Origin of the sequence: Paenarthrobacter sp. JL.01a (genome assembly GCF_025452095.1) — a bacterium.
In the GTDB taxonomy this organism is placed as follows: domain Bacteria; phylum Actinomycetota; class Actinomycetes; order Actinomycetales; family Micrococcaceae; genus Arthrobacter.
In genome coordinates, this window is record NZ_CP104877.1 from 1,552,614 (window position 1) to 1,575,382 (window position 22,769).

The following is a 22,769-nucleotide window of genomic DNA, read 5'->3' on the forward strand; positions in this document are numbered from 1 at the left end:
AAGCCCCCACGCCGTCACGAACAGGGGGACAAGCGTGAGGAAAGTCCGGTCTCACGTCTGAATCGATGGTAAGCACTATGAACCCAATCGCCCTCGACGGGCTGCGGGAACAGTTGCGTGGGCAACTTGTCACCCCCGAAGATCCTGACTACGACGCAGCACGCGCCGTCTTCAACGCGATGGTGGACAAACGCCCTGCCGGTGTCATCCGCGTAGCGCAGGTTTCCGATGTCATCGCCGGAGTGAACTTCGCCCGGGAAAACTCCATGCCCCTGGCTATCAGGGGAGGTGGCCACAGCGCTCCCGGATTCGGCACCTGGGACGATGCCCTTGTGCTGGACTTCGTTAATCGCACTGGCGTCCGGGTGGATCCACAACGTTCCAGGGCGCGGGCCGAGGGCGGCGCGACGTGGGCCGACTTCAACCACGCCACCCACGCTTTCGGGCTGGCGACCACCGGCGGCATCGTCGGGTCCACCGGTGTGGCGGGCCTGACGCTGGGCGGGGGGATCGGGTACCTCGCCAGGAAGTACGGATTGTCCTGCGACAACCTTGTCTCGGCGGATGTCGTCACCGCGGACGGAAACTTCCTGATCGCCAGCGATGAACAGAACGAGGACCTGTTCTGGGCGATCAGGGGCGGCGGCGGCAACTTCGGGGTGGTGACGTCCCTGGAGTTCGAACTCCATCCCGTGGACATGGTCCATGCCGGGATCATCATTTATGGTGCGGAGAACATCCCTGCAGTGGCCAGGTTCTATCGTGACTATATAGCTTCCGCACCCGAAGAGTTCGGGGCGTTCCTGGGCTTCCACCAAGGACCGCCGGTGCCTTTCCTCCCCGAGGAATGGCACGGAAAGGCCGTCTGCGTGGTGGTGGGAATGTGGACGGGCGACCCCGCTGAAGGGGACGCCCGCTGGCAGCCGTTCCTGGAGGCCGCTCCAGTGGCGGGATCCATGGTGGGACCCATGCCCTATCCGGCGTTGAACGTGGCTTTTGACGGACTTAATCCCAAGGGCATGCAGGGGTATTGGAAGGCCAATTTCCTGCGCGAACTCAACGACGGTGCGATCGCTGCCCACGCCCAGTTCGGGGCCACCGTGACCAGTATGAACACCGCGGTCCACGTCTACCCCATCGATGGCGCGGTGTCCCGGGTGGGCATCCAGGACACTGCGTTCGCCCACCGCGACATGAAGTTCTCGCCGGTCATCGCAACCCAGTGGCCCGATCCCGCTGACAACGAAGCCAATATGGCCTGGGCCCGTGGGTATGCGGCAGCGTTGGCGCCCCACTCCGAAGCCGGCGGTTATATCAACTTCATGGACTCGGAGGACCAAAACAGGGTGGCGGACAATTACGGACCCAACTGGGAGAAGTTGGTGGCCGTCAAAGCGAAATACGACCCCGGCAACCTCTTCCGCGTCAACCAGAACATCCCGCCGGCCTGAGCAGGAGCGCCCTGCTGTCCACGTAGGCTTAACCCATGAGGTTTTGCAGCTGATGGGCCACAGTCACTCCCACGGTCATTCTGAAGGTTTGGAACCAAGCCCGCAGGCAGTCGCTTCCCGTAAACGGGCCAACTGGCTGCTGGCCGCGGTGCTCGTGCCCCTTGGGGTGTTGACGCTCGTGGCGATGCTGCTCATGTGGCCCTCGGGCAGCAGGGAAGGGATCAACTTTTCAAGTCCCTACCAGGCAGCCCCCGGGGTGACTTTCGATACCGGCAGGATCCAGAGCGTGGTGGTGGAAAGCTGCACCCAGACGGGCCAGAACAGCAGCGCCCAAAGCCAAACCGGCCAAAGCCAAACTGGCCAGAACCAGGCAGGCGGTTCCCAGTGCACCTTCGCTTTCACCGTGCCGGACAAGGGCGGGGAAGCGGTGAAGGTGGTGATCAACCCTGATGTTGCCATGTCGCACGGCGTGGATGTGGGCGACTCGATCCGTTATTTGAATCTTTCCGGTGTCCAAGGCAGCAACGCGGGCAACGGGGCACCGGCGTACGTCTTCGTGGATTTCGTCCGCAACATCCCCATTGCGGCCTTGGCTGTCTTGTACGCCGTAGTGGTGATTGCGGTGGCCCGTTGGCGTGGCTTCCGTGCCCTTCTGGGCCTGGTGGGTGCCTACTTCGTCCTTGTCAGCTTCATCCTGCCTGGCCTCGTTGAGGGCAAGCCGCCGTTGTTGTTGGCGTTGGTGGGGTCCACAGTGATCATGATCGGTGTCCTCTACTTCGCCCACGGATTCTCAGCGCGGACATCCACGGCGTTGCTCGGGACCATTTTCGGGCTCGGTATCACCGCATTGCTTGCCGCCTGGGCCACCGACGCAGCCAACCTTGCCGGTGTAGGAAACCACGACGCCGCGACCTTGGTGAACATGTCGCCCCAGATCTCCATCTCGGGAATCATCCTTTGCGGACTCATCATTTCCGGCCTTGGTGTCCTGAACGACGTCACCATCACTCAGTCCTCGGCGGTGTGGGAGCTCTACGAACTCGCACCGAACACCAGCGCCCGGAAGCTCTTCTCCTCGGCCATGCGGATTGGCCGTGACCACATCGCGTCCACCGTGTACACCATTGCGTTCGCCTACGCGGGAGCGGCACTTCCTATCCTGATCATCGTGATGCTATACGACCGCCCCCTCGCCGAAGCCCTCACCAGCGCCGAGCTGTCGGAGGAAGTCATCCGCACCCTGGTGGGCTCCATCGGCCTGGTCCTCGCCATTCCCGTCACAACCCTCATCGCCGTCCTGGTGGTCAAAGCCACCGGCATGAAGCGCCTTGCCGCCGCCAGCGGACCGACCGTCAGTGCCGACGACCTTGACGATACCGGCGCGCTGGCCGCGGCCGCCGTCGTCGTGGGTTCCGGGCAGGACGACAAGAACGACGCCGGTGTGCGGCCCGGTGCCTACGGCAGGACAGGCAGTGATGAGGGTCAGGACGCCCAAACGCCGGCGCGGCCGGGAAGCCGCCGGGCGCAACGCGAAGCCGAGCGCCGGGGGAGCGATTGACCCGATGACATTTGTCATCTCCAACTGATGACACCCGCTACGGGTGCGCGGACGGGCCTGGGGCTTGAATGGATGTACAAGACCTATTCCAGGGGGAGCCATGACAACATCGGGAGTGCCGGCCGTTCACGCAGTCGGACTGCATAAGAGTTTCGGGAAGGTCCAGGCCGTGCGTGGCCTGGACCTGACCGTGCAGCAAGGGGAGGTGGTGGCTTTCCTCGGGCCGAACGGGGCGGGCAAGACCACCACCATCGACATGATCCTGGGGCTAAGCACGCCGGACCAGGGTGAAGTTTCCATTTTCGGGCACACCCCCAGGGGCGCCATCGCCCGGGGCCAGGTAGCGGCCGTCATGCAAACCGGCGGACTCCTGAGGGACATCAGTGTCCGCGAGACCGTGCAGCTCACCGCGGCCATGTTCGAATCGTCGCGGCCGGTGGAAGAGGTATTGAAGCGGGCGGGCATCCAGGACATCGCCGATCGCCGCGTGGAAAAGTGCTCGGGCGGCCAGCAGCAACGCCTGCGGTTCGCCATGGCGTTGGTCTCGGATCCGGGCTTGTTGATCCTGGACGAGCCAACCACCGGTATGGACGTGGCCGGCCGCCGCGATTTCTGGTCCGCGATCCGCGCGGATGCCACCAAGGGCCGGACCGTCATTTTCGCCACGCATTACCTGGAGGAAGCAGACGCCTACGCGGACCGCATTGTCCTGGTCCGGCAGGGCACCATCGTGGCCGACGGAACCGCGGCCCAGATCAAGAATCTGGCCTCCGGCCGGACGGTCCGGGCTTCCCTGCCACCGGAGGACCGTGACCTGCTCGCCGCGTTGTCGCCGGCCGACGCCGTGGAGTACGACGGCGGCCGCGTCACCGTCCGCACGTCCGACTCGGATTCCGTGGTCCGGTTCCTCCTGAACAGCACCCGCGCCCACGACCTTGAAGTGGTGGCCCACAACCTCGAGGAAGCTTTCGTGGCACTGACCGGCGAAGCGCCAGCCACAGAGGCAACCCCGGCATTCGAAGGAGGCCGGTCATGAGCCAGGCAACAGCAATCCAGGACCGGAAACCCTCGGCAGGCGGAGTCAACGCCACCTTCCTCTGGATAGAGATCAAACGGATGCTCCGGAACCGGCGGACCGTCATGTTCACCGTCCTGATGCCGGCCATCTTCTTCTTTATCTTCGGCCTGTCCAACAAGAACCAGCAGCTACCCAACGGCCACAGCTACGGCCAGTACATCCTGATCAGCCTCACCGTCTACGCGGCCATGACGGCGGCCACAGGTGCCGGCAGCCAGGTGGCTGTTGAACGCGCCCAGGGGTGGAGCCGGCAGCTTCGGCTGACCCCGCTGCTTCCCGGGGCCTACATCGCGGTCAAGGCAGCGGCTGCCCTCACACTGTCCCTGGTGGCCGTGATTGCCCAGTTCGTCATCGGTGCCATCTCCGGTGTCACCATGGACCTGCAGACCTGGCTTACCGCGGGGATCGTCGCGTGGTTGGGCTCCCTGGTGTTCGCTGCCTTGGGATTGTTCGTTGGGTACCTGATGCCCAGCCAGAACGTCATGCAGGTCCTCGGGCCCGTCCTGGCGATCCTGGCGATGCTTGGTGGACTGTTCATGCCGATCGAGATCATGGGCGATACCTTTGGCCAGATCGCCAAGTTCACGCCGGCCTACGGGATAGGACAGTTGGCGCGCAGCCCCATCACCGGAGAGTTCGATGCCATGTGGATAGTGAACGTCCTGGTCTGGCTGGCGATCTTCGTAGGCGGGGCGGCCATGGCCTTCCGCCGCGACACCAACCGCGTCTGAGCTGCCCTGCGTGACTAAGGTGGGAGCCATGAGCAGCCCGTCCCTGTGGGAAACCCTCCGCGGTCCTGGTCCCCGGCGTTGGTACCTCGGGGCAGGCTTGTCGATCATGCTGTGGGCCTGGCCCACTTGGAACCTGGTTTGGTCCGTGGACGAGCCGGCAGCCTGGAAGGTGCTGGCTTCGGCGTCCTTGGTGGCGTTCTTCGCAGCTTACGCGGTCCTGCCCATGATCAGCCGCAGACGGGATGCCCGGACGGGCTTGGTGTGCGTGGCGGTACTCTTGGCGCTGAACGGACTGGTCATCCTGCTGGTGGGCAGGGAGGCACTGTGGACGTGGCCGTTCCTGGCCTGCGCCATTGGGATGACCACCCTGCCGCCGCGCGTGGATTTCGCCCTGATCATGGGGCTTTCCGGGATCTCGCTGGCCTCGGAGCTGGCGGAAGGAAAACCTGAGCAGGCAATCTTCCAGCCGGCGCTTATCTTGTCCCTCGGCTTCATGATGTCCTCGTTCGCCCGGACGATCCGCCAAACGGTTGCACTCCGGGCCGCCCAAACCGAGTTGGCCGATGCCGCCGTCGCAGCTGAACGAAGCCGTGTGGCCCGGGACATGCACGACATCCTGGGCCACTCACTCACGGTCATAGCCGTCAAGGCGGAATTGGCGGGGCGACTGATGGAACGCGTGCCGGAGAGCCCCGCCAGGGACAAGGCCGCCACTGAGGTTGCCGAGGTCCAGGAGCTGGCCCGCAGCGCGCTCGCCGATGTCAGGGCCACGGTGGCCGGCTATCGAGGAGTCAATGTCCTGGCCGAACTCGCGGCAGCGCGGACGGCTTTGGAATCGGCCGGGATACAGGCCGAGCTTCCCCTCACGGTGGAGCAGGTGCCGGCAAAACACCGCGAGTTGTTCGGATGGGTGCTGCGCGAAGGCATCACCAATGTCGTGCGGCATTCAGGCGCCGGGCATTGCCGGGTCCGGTTGACCGCCTCCAAAGTTTTTGTGGAGGACGACGGCGTGGGGCCGTGTTCGGGTATCAGCGGCAACGGCTTGACGGGAATCCGTGAGCGAGTTGCCTCGGCCGGCGGGACCGTAAGCATTGGACCGAGCGACCTGGGAGGGTTCAGATTGGCTGTTGAGGTATGACCATCCGGTTGGTGATCGCGGACGACCAAGCCTTGGTCCGGGGTGCGCTCGCAGCCCTGCTGGGGCTCGAGACGGACATCGAAGTGGTGGCCGAACTGGGGGATGGAACCGGCGTGGTGTCCGCCGTGCTGGAGTATTCCGCGGACGTGGCCATGCTCGACGTCGAGATGCCGGGCCTGGACGGCATCTCAGCGGCGGCGGCCGTCCGCAGCGCGGCTCCTTCCTGCAGGGTCCTCATGGTCACCACGTTCGGCAGGCCGGGGTACCTCCGGAGGGCCATGCAGGCGGGAGCCTCCGGCTTCGTTGTCAAGGACACCCCGGCGCGGCAACTGGCCGAGGCCGTCCGGCGCGTGCACAACGGCTTGCGGGTGGTGGACCCCTCGCTCGCGGAAGAGTCGTTGATGTCCGGCGACAGTCCTTTGACCGAGCGCGAGGCTGAGGTGCTGAGGGCGGCGTCCGACGGCGGCACGGTGGCCGATATTGCCAAGGCGGCGGCGCTTTCGGAAGGGACAGTCCGGAACTACCTGTCGTCGGCGATGGCCAAGACGGGTGCGCGGACACGGGCCGAAGCGGTGCGCCTGGCAGAGGAGAACGGTTGGCTGTTGTGAGGGTGCCACCCACCGATTTGCCCTGATTTGCAACAATGGATGGGTGACTGTAGTAGCAACGCCTCCCACTCCCAAGCTCGAGCTTCCGCCTTTGCAGCTCGGCGGGATCACCGTGGACACCCCGGTGATCCTTGCTCCCATGGCCGGAATCACCAACTCTGCCTTCCGCAGGCTCTGCCGTGAGTACGGTGGCGGCCTGTACGTGGCTGAGATGGTGACCTCGCGCGCCCTGGTGGAGCGGACGCCGGAATCGCTGCGCATCATTTCGCACGACGACGACGAGAAGGTCCGCTCCGTGCAGCTCTACGGTGTGGACCCTGTGACGGTGGGCGCCGCTGTGCGCATGCTCGTCGAGGAAGACCGCGCTGATCACATCGACCTCAACTTCGGTTGCCCGGTCCCCAAGGTCACGCGCCGCGGGGGAGGCTCGGCTCTGCCGTGGAAGATCGACCTCTTCACTTCCATCGTCCAGACCGCAGTCAAGGAAGCGTCCAAGGGCGGCATCCCGCTGACCATCAAGATGCGCAAGGGCATCGATGAGGACCACCTGACGTACCTTGACGCCGGCCGGATTGCCCGTGACTCCGGTGTCGCCGCCGTCGCCCTGCATGGCCGCACAGCCGCGCAGTTCTATTCCGGCCAGGCCGACTGGTCCGCCATTGCCCGCCTTCGTGAGGCCCTCCCGGACATCCCGGTGTTGGGCAACGGCGATATCTGGTCTGCCGAGGACGCCGTCCGCATGGTCCGGGAGACCGGCGTCGACGGCGTCGTAGTGGGCCGCGGCTGCCAGGGCCGTCCTTGGCTCTTTGGCGACCTGCAGGCTGCCTTCGAGGGCAAGGATGAACGGCACCGTCCCGGACTGCGCGAGGTTGCCGAGGGCGTCTACCGTCACGCCGAATTGATGGTGGAGACGTTCGGCAACGACGAATACAAGGCGCTCCGGGAGATCCGCAAGCACATGGCCTGGTACTTCAAGGGTTATGTGGTCGGCGGGGAGCTGCGCGCCAAGCTCGCCACTGTCCCCACCCTGGAAGTGCTGCGTGAGTTGCTCGACCAACTGGACCTGGATCTTCCCTATCCGGGCGTCGATTCCGAAGGCCCCCGGGGCCGTGCTGGCTCCCCGAAGAGGCCTGCCCTGCCGAAGGACTGGCTTGAAAGCCGTCAGCTGAACGCGGAACAGAGTGCGGATATCTCGGCGGCAGAGCTGGACGTTTCGGGCGGCTAGCCTCACACGTGTAAGACTGGCTCAAGAAGCTCCACACCCCGGCGCTTGAAGGAGGCAGATACCCATGGGAACCGAAGCAACGCTTGGCCGCAGCGGAACAAGCCATGATTTCATCCTGGCCATCCCCGGATACTCCGAGGCAGACTCTGCCCGGTGGGTTGAAGAGCCACGCAAGAGCAACTACCGCTCGGACTTTGAGCGGGACCGCGCCAGGGTCCTGCACTCCTCGGCGCTGCGCCGGCTCGGCGCCAAGACGCAGGTCGTGGCTCCGGATACAGACGACTTTGTCCGTACCCGGCTCACGCACAGCCTGGAAGTTGCCCAAGTGGGTCGCGAACTGGGCCGTTCCCTGGGCTGCGATCCGGATGTCGTGGATACTGCGTGCCTGAGCCATGACCTCGGACACCCTCCCTTCGGCCACAACGGCGAATCGGCCTTGAACGAGGTTGCACACACCATTGGCGGCTTCGAAGGCAACGCCCAAACGCTCCGCCTGCTGACCCGTCTCGAGCCCAAGGTGCTCGCCGCCGACGGCAGGCCGGCAGGGCTGAACCTGACCCGGGCCAGCCTGGACGCTGCGTCCAAGTACCCATGGTCCGCCGTCGACGCCCCCGTCATCCATGGCCACCGCACCAGCAAGTTCGGTGCGTACGAGGACGATTTGCCCGTGTTCGAGTGGTTGCGCGAAGGCGCTCCTGGAAACCGCTCCTGCATCGAGGCCCAGGTCATGGACCTCGCCGACGACATCTCGTACTCGGTCCATGACGTTGAAGATGCCATCGTGGCCGGGCACTTCCAGCTGAAGTGGATGGAGAACCCGGACCACCGGGCCCGCGTGGTGGGCTACACCAAGCAGTGGTACCTCCCGCACAACGATCCCGCGGAAATCGATGCCGCGCTGGCCCGACTGGAGGCCACCAACGTCTGGGTCCGCGAAGCCGATGGCAGCCGCAAATCCATGGCTGCGCTGAAGGACATGACCAGCCAGTTGATCGGCCGTTTCTGCCAAAGCGCCATGGAAACAACCCGTGACCACTTCGGCCCGGCCAATCTCACCCGCTATGACGCCGAGCTCATGGTCCCCGAGGAAACCGTCACCGAGATCGCGGTCCTGAAGGGTCTGGCCACCACGTTCGTCATCTCCACCGACCACCGCCAGCCGGTGTACGAGCGCCAGCGCGAGGTACTGCACGCGCTGGTGGGCGTTTTGAACGCCACCGGCGACCGCCACCTGGAGCCGATGTTCGCCGCTGACTGGCGGGACGCCGTCGACGACGGCGCGCGCCTGCGCGTCGTGATCGACCAGGTGGCCTCCTTGACGGACGTCTCTGCCCTGGCCATGTACGAGCGACTGGTCGGCAGCCTCCCGTCGCTGTGGTAGGACCTCTGGGCGGACAGACTAGGATGGACTAGTGGCTGGCCTGATCAAACGTGAAGATATCGACGAAGTACGCCAGCGCACGGACATCAAGGAAGTTGTTGATGGCTACGTCACCCTCAAGGGTGCCGGGTTGGGCAGCTTCAAAGGACTGTGCCCTTTCCACGACGAACGCTCACCCTCCTTCACCGTCCGGCCGCAAGTAGGCCGGTACCACTGCTTCGGCTGCGGTGAGGACGGCGATGCCATTTCCTTCATCCAGAAAATGGACCACAGCTCCTTCCATGAAGCCGTGGAAAAGCTCGCCGCACGAATCGGTTACGAACTGCGCTACGAAGACGGCGGCACCGGTCCCAGCCGTGAGGAAGTGGGCAAGCGCCAGCGCCTGTTGGACGCCCACAAGATCGCCGATGAATTCTTCAGGGCCCAGCTTCTGACTCCGGGCGCCGCCGAGGCCCGGAACTTCCTGGACGGACGCGGCTTCGACCGCGCTGCGGCTGAGCACTTCTCCGTGGGCTACGCACCACAGGGCTGGGACTCCTTGCTCAAGCACCTGCGCGGGCGTGGCTTCACGGATGCGGAGTTGAAGCTCACCGGCATGTTTTCCGAAGGCAACCGCGGTATCTATGACCGCTTCCGTGGCCGCCTCATCTGGCCCATCCGCGACATCGCAGGCGACACCATCGGCTTTGGCGCGCGCAAGCTCTACGAGGACGACCAAGGCCCCAAGTACCTGAACACACCCGAAACCACGCTCTACAAAAAGTCCCAGGTCCTCTATGGCATCGACCTCGCCAAGCGGAATATCGCCAAGGACCGCCAGTTGGTTGTGGTTGAGGGGTACACGGACGTCATGGCCTGTCACCTTGCAGGAGTCACGACGGCGGTGGCGACCTGCGGTACTGCCTTCGGTACCGAACACATCAAGGTTGCCCGGAGGCTGCTTTCGGACGACGGCAGCGGGGGAGAAGTCATCTTCACCTTCGACGGTGACGCGGCAGGCCAGAAGGCGGCCCTGAGGGCTTTCGAGGAGGACCAGCGCTTCACGGCCCAAACATATGTGGCGGTGGAACCTTCCGGAGCCGATCCCTGCGATCTTCGCCAGCTCAAAGGTGATGCCGCGGTCCGCGAGCTCATCGGCACCCGGAAACCGCTCTTCGAATTTGCCATCAGCGCCACCCTGAGGCGGCACAACCTGGACACTGTCGAAGGGCGCGTGGCAGCGCTGAGGGAGGCCTCCCCGGTGGTTGCCCAGATCAGGGATTCAGCCGCGAGGCCCGAATACACGCGCAAACTTGCCGGTTGGCTCGGGATGCCCATAGAGGAAGTCAGCCGGTACGTTGGTGCCGCCGCAAAGCGCGGAACCGCCGGCAACGGCGCCGCTCCCGCCGGGCAGGCGCCAGCCGCGGCAGCACCGCCGTCGGGCATGCCGGTTTTCCAGCGCCCCAACCCCGGTGACCCGGTGGCGGGGATGGAACGACAGGCCCTCGAAGTGGTGCTCCAGGATCCTGCTGTCCTGGGAGGAGTGGCGTGGGACCGCTTTGCGGCCTCCCTCTTCTCCACTCCGGCCTACGCGGCCATCCATGCTGCCATCCGCGCCACTGGACTTGCCCACGCGGCCGACGCTGTCTCCTGGGTGGAGCAGATCCGGCAGGAAGTACCTGAACCATTGCGGAACCTGGTGTCCGAGCTCGCGGTGACTCCGCTGCCGGCCAGCACACCCGAAGCCATGCAACGGTACTGCCGCGATATTCTGGCCCGCCTTTTCGAACTCCAGATCACCCGCATCAAGGCCGACAAAATGGGGCAGCTCCAGCGGCTCGATGCCGCAGCGTTCCCGGAGGAATTCCAGCGGCTGAACCGGGAGCTGATGCAGCTTGAAATGGAACGAAGGGCCTTGCGTTCGGAGGGCTGAGAACCCCGATTTCGTTTTCCGGCAGGCCCCTGTTAAGCTAGTAACCGCTTCATTCCTCCGTAGCTCAATTGGCAGAGCATTCGACTGTTAATCGAAGGGTTACTGGTTCAAGTCCAGTCGGAGGAGCGCACAATACCCCCGTTCCGGTCAGCCGGAACGGGGGTATTTTTTTATACCCCCAGGGGGTATTTTCGCTCGATTTCACATCCCGTAAAACCTTTGCTAAAGTCATAACCGCTTCATTCCTCCGTAGCTCAATTGGCAGAGCATTCGACTGTTAATCGAAGGGTTACTGGTTCAAGTCCAGTCGGAGGAGCAAAAGGACCCCGTACCGGCTTCACTGCCGGTGCGGGGTCCGCTGTTTAAACGAAATCCATCTCCACCTGAAGGAAGCGCGAGGCTTCGGCCACGGCTGCCATGAAGGAATCCTGCTCGGTGGGCGGGGTCCTCGGTTCGCGTGGATGCCATTCATGGGGTGCTGAGTAGACCCTGGTGAAACCTCCGCCGGGGGGAGCGTAGAAGATCCCGAACCGCTGCACGGGCCACTCCGGTGATGTTTCAGGCGCGACCAGCAGTGCGGCATCCGTTTCCGGGTTGTACCACTGGGCAATGGGCCTGCGCCGGTCGTCCGTGAAGAGGCCGCCGGCATACAAAGCGGCCGACGGCGGACTGGTCACCGAGCACAGGCGGTCCCACCACAGCGGAAGGATGCGGTCATCCTTGCGCTGCCACGGTGCCGGAAACGGCTTCACCTCTTGCCAATGTGGCACATCTCAACTTTATCGCCGGTATGTTGCCGCGAAAAGGGCAGCGGTCAGCGGGAGAGCCCCAGGCGTGGGTACAGCACATCAAAGCCCTTCTCCAGGCCCGCATTCAATGCAAGGCCCACGTGTCCGCCGTTGGGCACTTCGTAGTACGTCACTGTCATCCCGGCCTTCTGTGCCGCGGCTGACACCGCTTGTGCGGCAGCGACGTAGACGAGGTCGTCCGAACCCGCGGTGAAGACGGCCGTGGTGTCCGGGAAGTGCCTGCCCTTCATGATGTTGATGGGCTTTTGGGCATCGTACTCGGCCTGGTTCCCGGCGAAGATCTCTTCCAGGTTCCCTGCCGGGTCTTCGGCTCCTGGAAACTCCTCGCCCGAGATATCCACGATGTTGCCCCACATTTCCGGATATTTGACCACGAAGGAAATGGCGCATTGGCCGCCATTGGAATAGCCGGCGATGGTCCAATGGTCCCTGTCGGGAAGGATATTCAAGTTGGCCCTGGCCCAGTCCACCACGTCCTGGTTGATGTACTTCTCCACGTTTCCGTACTTGGCGGTGTCCAGGCACAGTGTGTCGTCCTGGTCCGGACCGATCTGGTCGGCGACGATCGCGATGGGTGCCAGGCCGTTGTTCCTGGCAGCGAAGTCATCGAGGGCTGCCGAGACGTATTGCGGGTCGGGAAGGCCTGGCTGGCCCATCATGAGGACGAACAGGGGCAGCCGTGGGGGATCCGCGGTCAGTGCGGCCGGCGGGAGGTATATTCCTGCGGGGCGGGCATTGAAACCCGAAGCTGTAGCCGGGATGACCTGCGTTCCCACCTTGCCGTGGGCCGGCATGTCCGCCGGAGGAGACCAGTGCTGCCACAGTGGTCCGGTGGGGATGGCGCTGTCAGGGTTCGGTTTGTTCAACTCGATGGCGTCCTGGGTGGAGATCCCCAGGGCTGAGCCCAAGGTGTTGTTCAGGCCGAACTCCGCGTTGATGCCCAGGGATGCCGCGACGACGAAAACAGGTACGGAGACGCCGGCAACCACCTTGCGCCAGGGCCTGCTGCGGACGAAACTGACAGCGGCCAAACCCAGTGCGGCGAAACAGCTGATGGACCAGAACCACACCCGCGGCGTCAGGCCCACGTGGAAAACGTCCATCACGTCCTCCACGATCCACACGGTGAACCACCCCAGCAACCCGGCCACCACAATGGCAGTCATGGCCGTGCGCACCCAACGCGCGGACGGCCTCAGGAACAGCACCAGGAAAAATGCCAAGGCAACAGTCCCGGCCACGACCAGGATGAGGGGACTGGTGATCTCCAGTTTCAGGACGTCATTCATGGGCGCGCTGTCCGGTCATGCTTCATGCGGCAGGCTCCTTGGCCACCATCTGCCGCAGCAGGCCGGCGCTCTGGGTGGGAGACAGTCCGGGAAGGTAGGCCGAACCGACAGCCAGTCCGATCGAAGGCAATGCAAGAGGATCCTGGTAGTACATGTACAAGGTGCGGTGCTGGGGCTGGAAGCGTGACTTGAAGGCCGCCAAGGACTTGAAGCCATACATCGGCTCCAGGGCGTTCCCCAGGAGCGCCAGGACCCGGTCCAGGGAGCTGCGGTCACCTTCGACATTCCCGGCGCCGGCATTGGCCAAGGGAGAGCCGGAGAGGGAGATCTGCGGAACCTCTTCCTTGAAGTGCGTCACGGCGGAGGCAATGAGGAATTCCATGACGCCCTTGAAACCCGCGGTCCGGCGCCTCATGAAGTCCAGGGTCCAACCGGAGATGCTGCCATCGCGAAACACGGGAAGCCAGCTGGTCACTCCATGGACCAAACCGTCGTCATCCACCGCCACGCAGCACAGGACTTCCGGATCCTTGAGCTCGTTCAGTCCGCCCAGGGTGAAGCCCATCTCCGGGAGCGCTTTGTCGGACACCCACTCTTCGGAGATCTCAGCCAACTGGGCCCTGATCCCCGGCGGCATGGCGCCGTAGTGGTACCAAAGGTCTTTGATGGAGAGCTTGTCTGCCCGGTTGAGGGCGGTCCGCACGTTCTGCCATTCCTTGCCCTTGAATGTCATGGCCTGGACATTGAGCAGCGTCTCTTCGGCGACCTCCAGTTTCCTGAAGCCGTGGGGGAGCAGCGGCCCATCCAGGCCGGAATCAGCGGAGTAGAAGCAAGGGACCAGGCCCAGCGCGGAACAGTGCGACACGAACCCCAGGGCTGCTTCGTCGTGGTGGGTGGCGGCACCGTAGGGCCCTGCAACCGTGAGGGCTACCCCGTTGTGGACCTGATAAGCCACTCCTGCGTTCCTGTCAGGGGTGAACCAGTACTGGTTGTTGTCCCACAGCGCCATCCAGGACAGCGTGCCGCCGCCTTGGTGCAGGAGCTCGCGGGTATGGCCCAGATCGGCTGCGGGATCGGTGGTGATCAGCTTGAAGCGGCGGTAGTTGTTCAGTACCAGCACCAGGATCACCAGCCAGATGACCACCCCGCCCAGGCCGTACAGGACCGTGCTCACCAGCCCCTGGGGCAAAGCCACGACGAACGGAACGGGGAACGGGACCAGAATGTGCGTCAGCTGCCCGGCAAGGTCCCACAGAGTGGATTGGTCCGCATTGCCCTCCAGGAACCAGAACGCTGCGTAAAGGGCCACAGCGGTGACCGCCAGAACCAGGGCGGCACGGCCCAGGGTGCGGTATCCGGCGTCGCTGGACTCCACCCTGAAACGGTGCCTGTTGGCCACCAGCAGAGCCACGATGATGATGGGCGCGAGGACCGCCGGGATGACGTACAGCAACAGGTAGCCAACGTCCTCATTTCCGAGGGTGACTTCCGGATCTGAGACATACTGGACAATCGCCAGGATGGTCACCGCCGCCAGGTACAGCTGGATGATCAACGTCAGGCGGTAGGCGAGGCGGCGGCCACGCCGAAGGCCTTCCGCGCAGACCAGCAGCAGGAGGACGGGGATCGTGGTCAGAATGGCCGCCCCAAAGCTGCGGACGCCCACGACGTTTTGCAGGGCCACGCAATTCGACTCGTTCCTGCAGGCTTCCTGAACTTCGTCGACGTCGGGGCTGGCTTGGAGCATCACCTCCGAGACCACCGACAACGGACCTACCTCCCAAGTGCCCGTCAGCTGCGTCAGCAGGGGTCCCAGGGCGAACACGCCCACCACCGTACCCACGAGGAACCGCGTTTCACGCAGGCTCGAGGAACGGAAGGACCCTCCGCTCCTGCCGAACACAGCTGACTGGACTGCCCACCCGGCGGCGACGCCGATTACGGCCCCGGCAAGCGCCTGCAGGGTTTGGGCGACACCAACGAACAAAGCGAACATCAACGTCGCGGCAAGCAACCACGTGCGGAGGCGGCGACGCCACAGCGAATCAAGTGCCGCCGTCGAAAATCCCAACGCTGCCGCAGCACCGCCGTAGGCGCCCACTGCGTACTCGCCGCCCAGGAAGCTCAGCCATTGGTCGCTGTTGTCCGTGCCGAAGGCCACCAGCGCCACCAGTACGAGGGCGCTGAGGGCGGAGCCGCCAATGAAGGCAGCCAAGGCCGCCCAGTGACCGATCACCCTTTCGGCTATGCCTGCCCCCAGCAGTATCGCCGCGGTGCAGGCTACGTAGTCCAGAAGGGAGGAGCCGAAAAACGAGGACGTGAAAACCGACCACCACGGTCCGGGCTCCACCGCCAGCCCGAGTCCCACCTGATCCAGGAGTGCTTCGTCCGGGCCGTTGAGGACACTTCCCGTAGCCAGTCCAACGCTCCAGAAAACAGCCACCAGCGCGAGCGTCACCGGCAAAGTCCGCACCGCGGACAGTCCCCGCAGGGTGCCTCGAAATCCGACGGCCGTGCTCATGTGATGTCCCCTTCACCGGTTGGTGCCGGTAAGACCGGCTGGCCACCATTCTGCCCTGCAGCCGTAAGTTAGGGGAGGGTTTGGAACGTTCCACGCCGGAGGTTCGGCCCAGGCGGGACGCTTAGTCACGCTCCCAGGGACCGGGGTTGACGCGGTAAAGGACAGCGGCGCCGACCACGGCGCCCACCAGCGCACCGAAAACCGCGCTTCCTGCGGCGCGTCCAATCAGTGCCCCGGCCACGGCGCCCAGCAGGGCACCAAGGAAAAGTCCCCTGCCGTTGCGGTGCGGTTTCTTGCTCATGGAGACAGCCTACGTGTCGGTTAGTGGATTGACGGCACGGTACGGGGCCGTACCACCAGCCACAGGGCAGTCATCGAACCAGTGATGCAGACCGCCATCACAGCGCCCATCGGGACAGCGGAGGTGACGCCCAGCCAGCCGACCACCGGGGGAACGATGCCGGCCATCATGAACTGTGAAGCACCCAGGAGCGAGGCAGCCGTTCCCGCCTGGGCTCCGTGGTTGGCCAGCGACAAAACCTGGACGCAGGGGAACATGAAACCGGTGGCGCAGATGTAGAACCACAACGGAACCAGCGTGCCCCACAAACCCACATGGAACAGGTCCAGCACGATGATGAGAACCGACATGCACACCATGAACAGGGTTGCGCCAGCGACGATCCATTGGGGAGCAACGCGCCTGATCAAGCGGGAACTGATCTGGACGCCGGCCACGATGCCCAGCGAATTGATGCCGAAGAGGACACCGTATTCCTGAGGCGAAAAACCGTAGACCTTCTGGAAGAGGAAGGTGGAGGCCGAAAGGTAGGCGAAGAGGCCGCCGAAGTTCAGGCTGCCCACCAACACCATGCCAACGAAGATCCGGTCGGTGAGGACCTTTTTGTACCGTTGCCCAACCGTCGCTGTGGACTTACCACGTTGATCGGCCGGAAGAGTCTCGCGGATGAAGAAGATCGAAGCGACGATGACCAGCAGTCCGTAAGCGGCCAGGAAGTAGAATATGCCGGGCCACGGGAAGACAAGCAGCAATTGCGACCCGATGACCGGGGCAAGGATGGGAGCGAGCCCGTTTACCAGGGACATGCGGGAGAACATCCGGACCATGGCGTAGCCGTGGAAGAGGTCCCTGACCATGGCCATGGCCACCACGCCGCCGCCGGCCGCTCCGATGCCCATGAGGACGCGGAAAACGGAGAGCATGCCGATGTCTGTGGCCAGGGCCGCACCCAGCGAGGAGCTGATGTGCAGCGCCGTGGCAAGGATCAGCGGCAGCCTGCGGCCCACCTTGTCACTGAACGGACCCACCACAAGCTGGCCAACCCCGAAGCCGACTGTGGTTCCGGTCAGGGTGAGCTGGATTGCCGCTTCCGAGACGTTGAAACTGGACTCAAGGGCAGGGAACGCGGGGAGGTAAAGGTCGATGGTGAAAGGCCCAAGAGCCGTCAAAGCACCCAGGAGCAGAATGTAGACAAGTTTTTCGCGTCGGCTCAGGGAATCGCCCGGAGCAGTGGGAGGGGTCACGATCATCTATCCTATGGGCCAGATCATATTTATTGCAGGTATGACGGGCGCGCCGCAGCGTGGCCCCGAAAGTTCAGTCGGAACCTGAATGATAGCTTTGAGGACAGGTGTCCGCAGCGGTCTTTTCCGAGGCGTTCGCCCGACACGATGCCCAGAGGAAGCAGTTAGGCGGAACCCATGAGTGGACGTCACACCGGCCGGACCAGTCAAGGACCAGCCATACGTACTTTGCCGAAGACCCTCAAGCTCGTTGCACGCTTGGCCCCACGGCAAATCAACGACGAGATCGCCCTTGCCAAGGTAGAACTCAAACGCAAGGCAAAACAGCTTGGCGTGGCCGGTGCCTTCTTCGGCGTCGCCCTCGTTTTTCTTGCGCTGCTGGTCATCGCGGCAGTAGTCGCAGTGATTTTGGGCCTGGCAACCATCATGCCGGGTTGGCTTGCGGCCCTCATTGTTGCGGCCTTCTTCCTCGTGGTTGCCGCCATTGCAGCCCTTATAGGTATCGCCAAGTTCAAGAAGGCCATGCCGTTGGCTCCCGAGGACACCATCCGGGGCGTCAAGCACGACCTCGGCATCGCCAAGGAGGGCTCGGCCTTCGACGAGTCGATCCTCGACCCGAATTCGCCGGCCGCCAAGGCCGCCAAGGCCGAGAAGGAAGCCGCAGCGCAGAAAGCCAAGGCCGAAAAGGCGGCGAAGGAAGCTGCCAAGGAAGCCGACGCCGTCAAGGCGCCCACCGAGGCAGAGCTTCGCTCCCGCTTGAGGAAGCGCCGCGAGCACCTGACCGGGGTGCGGGACGAACTGGGCGAACAGCTCGACGTCAAGAAGCAGGGCCAGGCGCTGCTGGAAAGCGCCAGCATCAGGTTCCAGGAGGGCAAGGAATTTGCCGCCGCCAAGTTTGCCGGCGTGGGCGACTCCGTTCCCGAAAGCGTCAGTGAGCGCATGGCCGCGCACTGGAAAGACCTCGCAGCGTTCGCCGCTGCCGCCGTGGTCTTCGTGGTCGCACTCAGGAAGTTGCTGAAGAAGTAGCAGCATCCTGCGGTACCGGAACTGAAGGCAAGGAAGGGGGACATATGAAGCTGATTGGTGCTGGATCGCACCCTGATCGACCGCAAGTCGATCACGACCTCATCTTCACAGTCCCCAACATCCTCACTGTCCTGCGTTTCATGGGCGTGCCCCTGTTTGTTTGGTTGGTCCTCTCCAAACAGGAGTACGGCTTCGCGGTCCTGGTTCTGGTGGTCATGGGCAGCACGGACTGGGTTGATGGCTACATCGCCCGGCGGTTCGACCAGACCTCCAAATTGGGCAGGATCCTGGACCCGATGGCCGACCGGGCCGCCCTCCTGGCCGTCGCGTTCACCTTGGTGATTGCCGGCGTCGTGCAGTGGTGGTACCTGGCCGCCCTGCTGGTGCCGGACGCCATCCTGGCAATAGCCTCCTGGGTCTACTTCCGTGGCCATCCGGACCTTCCCGTGAGCATCATTGGAAAGATCCGTACCGCGCTGCTGCTGGTGGGAACGCCACTGCTGGTCCTGTCCAAACTTCCGGTTCCCCTCACCGAGGTGTATTTCGTGGCAGCCTGGACGTTCCTGGGACTCGGCCTGGTGGGACACTGGATCGCGGCATACAACTACTTCTGGGCCATCCTGCGTAAAGGAAAAGAATTGAAAACCGACGACGGCGGACACGGCTGATGGTCTTGCTTGCGGTTTTCCTCGCAGTAATGGGCGCGTTCTTCCTCGCCATAGGCGCCCAGCGTCAGGGCAGCGCCGTGAAAGCGGACACCGGCGGCCTTGCACTGAGTTCGAACGGCTTCCTGCGGTTGCTGCGGAATCCACGCTGGATGCTTGGGCTTTTGTTCCTTGCCATGGGCATGGCGATGAATGCCATTGCCTTGGTGTCTGCTCCTTTGACTGTGGTCCAGCCCATTGGCGCCATTGCCCTGGTCATCACCACCGTGGTCAACGCCAAGGACCAGGGGCTGAGCATCAACAGGGCAACCGTTGTCGCCATCAGCGCCTGCGTTACGGGTTCGGCACTGTTTGTGCTGCTGGCTGTCTTCGTGACCCAGGAAAACCACCACGTCAGCAGCGAGGATGAACTGACGATTGTCCTGCTCCTGGCACTTGCGGTGGGCATTTTCGGCACCTTGGCCGTCTTGTTCAAACACCGGATGAGCGCTTTTATCTACATTCTCGGTGCCGGCGTCCTGTTCGGCTTCGTGGCGGTGCTGACGCGCATCATCGGCAAGCACCTGCTCGATCCCAACGGCATGTTCCTGCTCAATGTGCAGTGGTACACGCTGATAGCCATCGCGGCTGCGGGCGGTCTGGGTTCATGGTTCGTGCAGAGCGCGTATTCAAGCGGTCCGCCCGACCTCGTCATCGCCGGACTGACGGTGATCGACCCCATGGTGGGCATCGCAATCGGCATCGTCATTCTTGGTGAGCTTCGTCCCGATGTCCACGCCGTCATGGCAATCGCCATGGCAGCGGCCGCTTCGCTTGCTATCGTGGGGGTTATTGCCCTGAGCCGGCACCACCCGGAAGTCACCAAGCGCAAGAAGGATGCGAAGGCGGCTGCCAACCGGAAGGCCTAGGGCAGATCTGTACCTTGCGCCACTGCCTTTGCAGCTGGCAAACCGGCGACACCGCAGCATTGCCACAAGCAACGCTGTCCGCACCGTGACCATCAGGAGTTCTCCACGTGACCATTCCCGACACCACCAAGCCCCTCACCATCCTGATTGCCGCGGACACCTACCCGCCGCACGTCAACGGTGCTGCCCAGTTCGGCTACCGACTGGCCAAGGGAATGACGGCACGCGGACACAACGTGCACGTACTGGCCTGCCGGCAGGACAAGGGCAAGAGCTTCACGGAGTTCCGGGACGAGGCCACGGTCCATCGCCTGCGCTCCCACAGTGTGTTCACCCACGAGTACTTCCGCATCTGCTTCCCTTGGGAAATCAAGAAGGAAATCAGCCTGCTCTTCGACAAGGTGCAGCCTGATGTCGTTCACATCCAAAGCCACTACATGATTGGCGAACACGTCCTGTACGAGGCCGTGAAGCGTGGCATCCGGGTTATCGCCACCAACCACTTCATGCCCGAGAACCTGAACCCGTTCCTTCCCTTCCCGCAGTGGTTCAAGGACATCGTGGGCCGCATTTCCTGGAAGGACATGGGCAAGGTGATGGGGCAGGCCGACGTCGTGACCACTCCCACACCGCTGGCCGCCAAGGCGATGCACCAGCATGCATTCCTGCGCAAGGTCTTGCCGCTCTCCAACGGCATCGATTCCTCTGCCTACGAGCTTCACCCCGGTGAGGTGATCGAGCCGCACCACAATCCGACGGTCCTGTTCGCCGGACGCCTGGCTGAAGAAAAGCACGTCGATGTCCTGATCGATGCCATAGCCAAAACACCGCGTGAGCTGAATGTGCACCTGGAGATCGTCGGCGGAGGAGAAGTCCGCCCGGCACTGGAAGCACAAGTAGCCAGGCTCGGTCTTCGCGACCGTGTGAAGTTCCTGGGGCTGGCCAGCGACGAAGAACTGCGCGAGGCCTACATCAGGGCCGACATCTTCTGCATGCCCGGTACCGCCGAACTGCAGTCGCTGGTGACGTTGGAAGCCATGTCCGCATCCACCCCGGTACTGCTAGCAGATGCCATGGCGCTGCCGCACTTGGTCCGGGAGGGTGAAAACGGATACCTCTTCACACCCAACGACAGCTCCGAACTCGCGGCCAAGATCACCAAGCTGGTGCAGCTTCCCAAGGACGAACTCGAAGCCATGGGCAAGATGAGCCGCGAAATGGTGGAGCCGCACAGCATCAACGGCACGCTTCAGACCTTCGAGGACCTCTACCGGGGCGCCTCCTACGAGGACAAAGTGGTGTGACCGCAGCACTGCTCTCTAGCTATTAGTATTGCTAGAGTGCTTTGCCCGGAACGGCTGATTTGTTCCGGGCATCACGGGGCTATAGCTCAGCTGGTTAGAGCGCGGGACTCATAATCCTAAGGTCCTCGGTTCAAGTCCGAGTAGCCCTACCATCACCCAGGAATCCCTCCCGCCGACGCATGGTCGGCTGGAGGGATTTTTGCGTTCCACGGTCACGGACTTGCGTGTGTTCCGTCCTGGATGCGGTGCGAATCCACCGTTGCGGCGGGTCTCTTTCTGGGGTAAGTTACTGATCAGTAACTTACTACCCGCCGGTAACTTGGTCGCCCTGAAGCCCCCAGGGGCCCGCAGCGCAGTTGCCGGGGTCATGACGTGGTCGCAGGTGACCACCCTTGAAGGAGCGCACATGTCCAACACCGCATTCGATGCCGGCAGCCTTCCCTACGCCGACGGCGACTTCTACGCCTTTGAGCAGCTGCTGACAGCCAAAGAGCAAGACCGGCTGGCGGAAGTCCGCGAGTTCCTTGCCCGCGAGGTCAAGCCCATAGCGGTGGATTGCTGGAACCGCGGCGAATTCCCCATGGACCTCATTCCCAAGCTCGGAGAGCTGGACCTTGTCAGTCCAGTGCGGCGCCAAGGGTACTCAAACCTGTTCGCTGGCATGCTTCACGCTGAGGTAACCCGTGCGGACGCCTCGATCGCCACCTTCATGGGTGTTCACGACGGACTCTTCACGGGTTCCATCGAGGCGCTGGCATCCCAGGAACAGAAGGATGCGTGGCTTCCCGACATCTACTCCCTGAAGAAGATCGGGGCCTTCGGGTTGACCGAGCCCCTGGGCGGTTCTGATGTCGCCGGCGGCACCCGCACCACTGCCCAGCGTGATGGTGACAACTGGATCCTCAACGGCGCCAAGCGCTGGATCGGCAATGCCACGTTCTCGGACTGGGTAGTGATCTATGCCAAGGATGTTGAGGACAACCAGGTGAAGGCGTTCCTGGTGGACACCACGTTGCCGGGCTACTCCGCCAGCAAGATCGAGAACAAGATCTCCCTCCGCACAGTGCAGAACGCGGACATCACCCTGGACAACGTGGTTGTTCCCGACTTCTTCAAGCTGGCCAACGGCAACAGCTTCCGGGACACCAACAAGGTTCTCAAAGTCACCCGCCTGGCCGTAGCGTGGCAGGCGGTCGGGCTCCAGATGGCAGCCTTTGACGTTGCGCGCAGCTACGCCGTGGAGCGCCAGCAGTTCGGACGGCCGCTCGCTGCCTTCCAGCTTGTGCAGAACCAGCTGGTCCAGATCCTGGGCAACACCGTTGCCTCGATGGGCATGATGGTTCGGTTGGCGCAGCTGGAGGACGCCGGGGTTGCCAGGGACGAACAGTCGGCGTTGGCGAAAGCCTTCACCACGGCCCGGATGCGCGAGAGCGTTGCCCTGGGACGCAGCATCCTGGGTGGTAACGGCATCGTGACCGATTACGGCATGGCCAAGATCTTCTCCGACGCGGAAGCGATCTACTCCTACGAGGGCACGCACGAGATCAACACGCTGGTGACCGGGCGCGCCATCACCGGCGTTTCTGCCATCGTCTAGGACTCCGCGGTCCAGCGCGGCGG

19 protein-coding genes and 3 tRNA genes are annotated in these 22,769 nt (G+C 63.5%); 17 read left to right on the forward strand and 5 right to left on the reverse strand.

What is annotated here, in order from left to right:
- Positions 1 to 77: 77 nt before the first annotated feature.
- The 11 genes from N5P29_RS07365 (at position 78) to N5P29_RS07415 (ending at position 11,398) form a co-directional block, all read left to right on the forward strand.
- Positions 78 to 1,451, forward strand: a complete 1,374-nt coding sequence (locus tag N5P29_RS07365) for an FAD-binding oxidoreductase (RefSeq protein WP_262277963.1) — start codon at positions 78 to 80, stop codon at positions 1,449 to 1,451.
- 52 nt (positions 1,452 to 1,503) lie between these two features.
- A complete protein-coding gene (locus N5P29_RS07370; RefSeq protein ID WP_262277964.1) occupies positions 1,504 to 3,009 on the forward strand; it encodes a YibE/F family protein in 1,506 nt (501 codons plus the stop codon).
- Between the two features lie 100 nt (positions 3,010 to 3,109).
- Complete coding sequence (locus tag N5P29_RS07375; RefSeq protein WP_262277965.1) at positions 3,110 to 4,045, forward strand: ABC transporter ATP-binding protein; 936 nt, start codon at positions 3,110 to 3,112, stop codon at positions 4,043 to 4,045.
- Positions 4,042 to 4,818, forward strand: a complete 777-nt coding sequence (locus N5P29_RS07380) for an ABC transporter permease (RefSeq protein ID WP_262277966.1) — start codon at positions 4,042 to 4,044, stop codon at positions 4,816 to 4,818. The genes N5P29_RS07375 and N5P29_RS07380 overlap by 4 nt, the downstream gene beginning before the upstream one ends.
- Positions 4,819 to 4,846: 28 nt before the next feature.
- Positions 4,847 to 5,956 carry a sensor histidine kinase gene (locus N5P29_RS07385; RefSeq protein WP_262277967.1) on the forward strand — a complete coding sequence of 370 codons (1,110 nt, stop codon included), beginning with the start codon at positions 4,847 to 4,849 and terminating at the stop codon, positions 5,954 to 5,956.
- Positions 5,953 to 6,564: a response regulator transcription factor gene (locus tag N5P29_RS07390; RefSeq protein WP_262277968.1), complete on the forward strand. Its 612-nt coding sequence runs from the start codon at positions 5,953 to 5,955 to the stop codon at positions 6,562 to 6,564. Before N5P29_RS07385 ends, N5P29_RS07390 begins: the two co-directional genes overlap by 4 nt.
- A gap of 43 nt (positions 6,565 to 6,607) precedes the next feature.
- A complete protein-coding gene (dusB, locus tag N5P29_RS07395) occupies positions 6,608 to 7,789 on the forward strand; it encodes a tRNA dihydrouridine synthase DusB (protein WP_262277969.1) in 1,182 nt (393 codons plus the stop codon).
- A gap of 64 nt (positions 7,790 to 7,853) precedes the next feature.
- The gene (locus tag N5P29_RS07400; RefSeq protein ID WP_262277970.1) at positions 7,854 to 9,170 is read left to right on the forward strand and encodes a deoxyguanosinetriphosphate triphosphohydrolase; all 1,317 of its coding nucleotides are present in this window, start codon (positions 7,854 to 7,856) and stop codon (positions 9,168 to 9,170) included.
- A 31-nt stretch (positions 9,171 to 9,201) separates the two neighbouring features.
- Positions 9,202 to 11,082: a DNA primase gene (gene dnaG, locus N5P29_RS07405; RefSeq protein ID WP_262277971.1), complete on the forward strand. Its 1,881-nt coding sequence runs from the start codon at positions 9,202 to 9,204 to the stop codon at positions 11,080 to 11,082.
- Positions 11,083 to 11,135: 53 nt separating this feature from the next.
- Positions 11,136 to 11,208, forward strand: a tRNA-Asn gene (locus N5P29_RS07410).
- Positions 11,209 to 11,325: 117 nt separating this feature from the next.
- Positions 11,326 to 11,398: transfer RNA gene (locus N5P29_RS07415), tRNA-Asn, on the forward strand.
- Between the two features lie 46 nt (positions 11,399 to 11,444).
- On the opposite strand, the gene N5P29_RS07420 is transcribed toward N5P29_RS07415, so the two are convergent.
- The 5 genes from N5P29_RS07420 to N5P29_RS07440 form a co-directional block, all read right to left on the reverse strand.
- The gene (locus N5P29_RS07420; protein WP_262277972.1) at positions 11,445 to 11,852 is read right to left on the reverse strand and encodes a hypothetical protein; all 408 of its coding nucleotides are present in this window, start codon (positions 11,850 to 11,852) and stop codon (positions 11,445 to 11,447) included.
- A gap of 44 nt (positions 11,853 to 11,896) precedes the next feature.
- Positions 11,897 to 13,180, reverse strand: coding sequence for an alpha/beta hydrolase (locus N5P29_RS07425; protein WP_262277973.1), 1,284 nt, complete (start codon positions 13,178 to 13,180; stop codon positions 11,897 to 11,899).
- Positions 13,181 to 13,202: 22 nt separating this feature from the next.
- Positions 13,203 to 15,701: an MprF family protein gene (locus N5P29_RS07430; protein WP_262277974.1), complete on the reverse strand. Its 2,499-nt coding sequence runs from the start codon at positions 15,699 to 15,701 to the stop codon at positions 13,203 to 13,205.
- 121 nt (positions 15,702 to 15,822) lie between these two features.
- A complete protein-coding gene (locus tag N5P29_RS07435) occupies positions 15,823 to 16,002 on the reverse strand; it encodes a YMGG-like glycine zipper-containing protein (protein ID WP_262277975.1) in 180 nt (59 codons plus the stop codon).
- Positions 16,003 to 16,022: 20 nt separating this feature from the next.
- Entirely contained in the window at positions 16,023 to 17,252 is a 1,230-nt protein-coding gene (locus tag N5P29_RS07440) for a multidrug effflux MFS transporter (RefSeq protein WP_262277976.1), read from the reverse strand.
- 171 nt (positions 17,253 to 17,423) lie between these two features.
- Between N5P29_RS07440 and N5P29_RS07445 the strand changes: the two genes are divergently transcribed.
- The 6 genes from N5P29_RS07445 (at position 17,424) to N5P29_RS07470 (ending at position 22,746) form a co-directional block, all read left to right on the forward strand.
- Complete coding sequence (locus N5P29_RS07445) at positions 17,424 to 18,272, forward strand: phage holin family protein (RefSeq protein WP_262277977.1); 849 nt, start codon at positions 17,424 to 17,426, stop codon at positions 18,270 to 18,272.
- Positions 18,273 to 18,316: 44 nt separating this feature from the next.
- Positions 18,317 to 18,940 (forward strand): CDP-alcohol phosphatidyltransferase family protein, encoded by a 624-nt coding sequence (locus N5P29_RS07450; protein ID WP_262277978.1) that lies wholly within the window; start codon positions 18,317 to 18,319, stop codon positions 18,938 to 18,940.
- Positions 18,940 to 19,845 carry a DMT family transporter gene (locus N5P29_RS07455; protein ID WP_262277979.1) on the forward strand — a complete coding sequence of 302 codons (906 nt, stop codon included), beginning with the start codon at positions 18,940 to 18,942 and terminating at the stop codon, positions 19,843 to 19,845. The genes N5P29_RS07450 and N5P29_RS07455 overlap by 1 nt, the downstream gene beginning before the upstream one ends.
- Before the next feature lie 107 nt (positions 19,846 to 19,952).
- On the forward strand, positions 19,953 to 21,149 hold the full coding sequence (locus N5P29_RS07460; protein WP_262277980.1) for a glycosyltransferase: 1,197 nt from the start codon (positions 19,953 to 19,955) through the stop codon (positions 21,147 to 21,149).
- A gap of 75 nt (positions 21,150 to 21,224) precedes the next feature.
- A tRNA-Ile gene (locus N5P29_RS07465) sits at positions 21,225 to 21,301 on the forward strand.
- A 254-nt stretch (positions 21,302 to 21,555) separates the two neighbouring features.
- Positions 21,556 to 22,746, forward strand: a complete 1,191-nt coding sequence (locus N5P29_RS07470; RefSeq protein ID WP_262277981.1) for an acyl-CoA dehydrogenase family protein — start codon at positions 21,556 to 21,558, stop codon at positions 22,744 to 22,746.
- The last annotated feature ends 23 nt before the right edge of the window (positions 22,747 to 22,769 follow it).